We start from the raw sequence: 3,090 nt of genomic DNA on the forward strand, positions 1-3,090 counted from the left end.
CTGCACATAAAATTTGAGGAGTTATATACCAATGCGCAACTTACAATTGATGAGATTGCTGAACGTGTTTTGACACTTGGGAAACCACCTCATAGTCGTTTCGCTGACTATATTAAAGAATCTGCGATAAAAGAAATTGATACCATAGGCTTAAAGGATTTGGATATGGTGGATGCCGTTCTGGACGATATGGCTAAACTAATCGAAATAGAACGCGAACTCCTTGAAGCAACCGATAAAGCCGGCGATGACGGATCTAACGATATGGTAAACAGGTTTATGCAGTTCAAAGAAAAAAATACCTGGATGCTTCGTTCATTTGCAGGCAAGAAATAATCCCCATCTCGTCATCTCGACAACAGGAGAGATCCCTTGGTTATGCCCGTTTGCTTCACAGCTACTGTGCGTTTTCAAGAGATCTCTCCTGTTGTCGAGATGACGATTTGTATCATAGCATAACTATATCTTTGGATATCAAGTTGCCTTTAAATATCAAGTTCTTTAATATCTTTGGCATGTAATGGGATATAAAAGTTTAGCAGACTGTGTTGCCGATCTTGAAAAGCATGGGCATTTAATCAGGATAAAAGAAGAAGTTGATCCTTACCTTGAAATGGCTGCAATACATCTAAGGGTGTATGAGCAGCAAGGACCGGCATTGTACTTTGAGAAGGTTAAGGGAAGTAAATTTCCTGCTGTTTCCAATTTGTTTGGAACATTAGAACGTTCCAAATTCATGTTTCGCGATAGCCTGCCTAAAGTTGAACAACTGGTAAACCTTAGATCTGACCCTGTTAAAGCACTAAAAAATCCTTTTAAATTACCAGGTATCGCTTTTACTGCATTAACAGCACTTCCCTTAAAGCAAAGCCTGTTTAAAGCTAATTTTAGCAAAACTACCATCAGCGAATTACCTCAGATTGTGAACTGGCCAATGGATGGAGGCCCTTTTATTACCATGCCCCAGGTTTATACAGAAGATATCGATAAACCGGGCGTGTTAAATGCAAATCTGGGTATGTATAGAATACAGTTGGCGGGCAATGATTACGAAACCAACAAAGAAATAGGATTACATTATCAAATACATAGGGGTATAGGTGTTCATCAATCTAAAGCCAATGCAAAAGGACTGCCTTTAAAGGTGAGTATTTTTGTTGGTGGTCCACCTTCTCATCCTTTGGCTGCGGTAATGCCTTTGCCCGAAGGCCTTTCGGAAATGACTTTTGCAGGAGCCTTAGGTAACAGAAGGTTCAGGTACTTTTATGATGATGAGGGATTCTGCATTTCTGCAGATGCTGATTTCGTAATAACAGGTACTGTTTATCCGCAAGAGAACAAGCCAGAAGGACCGTTTGGGGATCATTTGGGTTACTATAGCCTTACCCATCCTTTTCCATTAATGAAGGTGCATAATGTTTATCACCGGAACGATGCAATATGGTCGTTTACCGTAGTAGGTAGGCCTCCTCAGGAAGATACCAGTTTTGGTGCATTGATTCATGAGATTGCAGGATCGGCCTTGCCAAAAGAAATACATGGATTAAAAGAAGTAAATGCTGTTGATGCAGCAGGGGTACACCCTTTATTATTTGCCATTGGAAGTGAGCGTTATACACCATATCTTAAGGAAAGAAGGCCTCAGGAAATTTTAACTATTGCAAACCATATTCTTGGTAAGAATCAGTTAAGCTTAGCTAAGTACTTATTTATTGCTGCCAGAGAAGATAATGAACAGTTAGATACTCATGATCTTTCTGGTTTTATACAACATGTATTGGAACGTATTGATCTTACAAGGGATCTGCATTTTCATACCAAAACAACTATTGATACTTTAGATTACAGTGGAGAGGGGTTAAACAGTGGTTCTAAAGTAGTGTTTGCTGCGGCAGGAGAGAAAAAGAGAGTGCTTGCGACCGAACCTCCCGAAGGTTTTGTAATGCCTGCTGATTTCTGTTCTGTTAAGCTTGCTATTCCAGGTGTAATGGCTTTGCAGCTTCCGGCTTATACTAGCGCCAGAGCGGCAAAAGATGAGGTAGCTCTATTAGAGGAAGCTGTAAAAGGTAAAGATTTAAGTGGTATACCGCTAATTGTGCTTTGTGATGATGCTGAATTTACTGCTCAGAATATAAACAATTTGGTATGGGTAACCTTTACGCGTAGCAATCCGGCAACTGATATTCATGGTATTTCGGAGTTTATTGATGATAAACACTGGGGCTGTAATGGGCCTGTGATAATTGATGCACGTAAAAAACCGCACCACGCGCCTGAGTTATTGAAAGTACCCGAAATAGAAGAAAAAGTAAATAGACTAGGTGAGAACGGGGCCTCGTTATTTGGAGTGATCTAGTTTAATAAAAAAAAGATTGATATACGATAGTATAGAGGGTAAAAACTGAGTTTTAATAGAGAATAGTCGTTCAGAATCGTTGCAAAGTCGTTTATTTTATAGCGCATTTTCGTCATCTCGACGATAGGAGAGACCTCTTGATTATGCGAATTTGCGGCTACTTCTCGATCAAGAGAGCTCTCCTATCGTCGAGATGACGAGAAGAATGACTATCATAATAACTTTTAAAACCTCAATCCAAAGGTTAAAAATACATTGTTTCTTGACGTTTTAATATCAGCAACAGGTTCTAAAGGGTTGTCGTTTGTTCCAAGTAAATAAGGAGACAGCTCTGTGTTTGTTTCTGTACGTTGGTAAGCAACATCAACATAATAGTTGTTAATTCGATAGCCAAGTCCACCAGAATAAAACTGAGTGGCGAAATGCCCATTATCATCACCTTGTATTGCGCTTCCATTAACACCGTAACCACCCCTTAAGCTAAATGCATTATCTATTTTATATTCTGCTCCAAGTCTAAAGTTAACGGCTTGTTTATAATTGTCTCTTACTGAATTGTTTTCGTCTACAATTGTTGCCGGATCTAGCCCCTGATCAGTTGAGAAACGAATCGTACTGTAATCAACATAATCCACATCGGCAGAGATCAAAGCTTTACCTGCAATTACATAACTAGCGCCCAAAGATCCTTTTAAAGGTGTCCTAACACGGTAATTGAATGGATAGTTTTGTAC

2 protein-coding genes and 1 pseudogene are annotated in these 3,090 nt (G+C 39.5%); 2 read left to right on the forward strand and 1 reads right to left on the reverse strand.

What is annotated here, in order from left to right; all coding sequences use genetic code 11:
• Together AC1DDX_RS07765 and AC1DDX_RS07770 are read left to right on the forward strand one after the other, a co-directional pair.
• Nucleotides 1–336, forward strand: a 336-nt coding sequence (locus tag AC1DDX_RS07765; RefSeq protein ID WP_477621920.1) for a Dps family protein, incomplete at its 5' end; no start/stop codon positions are given.
• 184 nt (nucleotides 337–520) lie between these two features.
• Nucleotides 521–2,356: a UbiD family decarboxylase gene (locus AC1DDX_RS07770; RefSeq protein ID WP_337716615.1), complete on the forward strand. Its 1,836-nt coding sequence runs from the start codon at nucleotides 521–523 to the stop codon at nucleotides 2,354–2,356.
• Between the two features lie 224 nt (nucleotides 2,357–2,580).
• Here the strand turns inward: AC1DDX_RS07770 and AC1DDX_RS07775 are convergent.
• Nucleotides 2,581–3,090 (reverse strand): annotated as a pseudogene (locus tag AC1DDX_RS07775) (hypothetical protein); the annotation flags it as partial.

This window comes from Pedobacter sp. 10L46_2, from assembly GCF_056395165.1.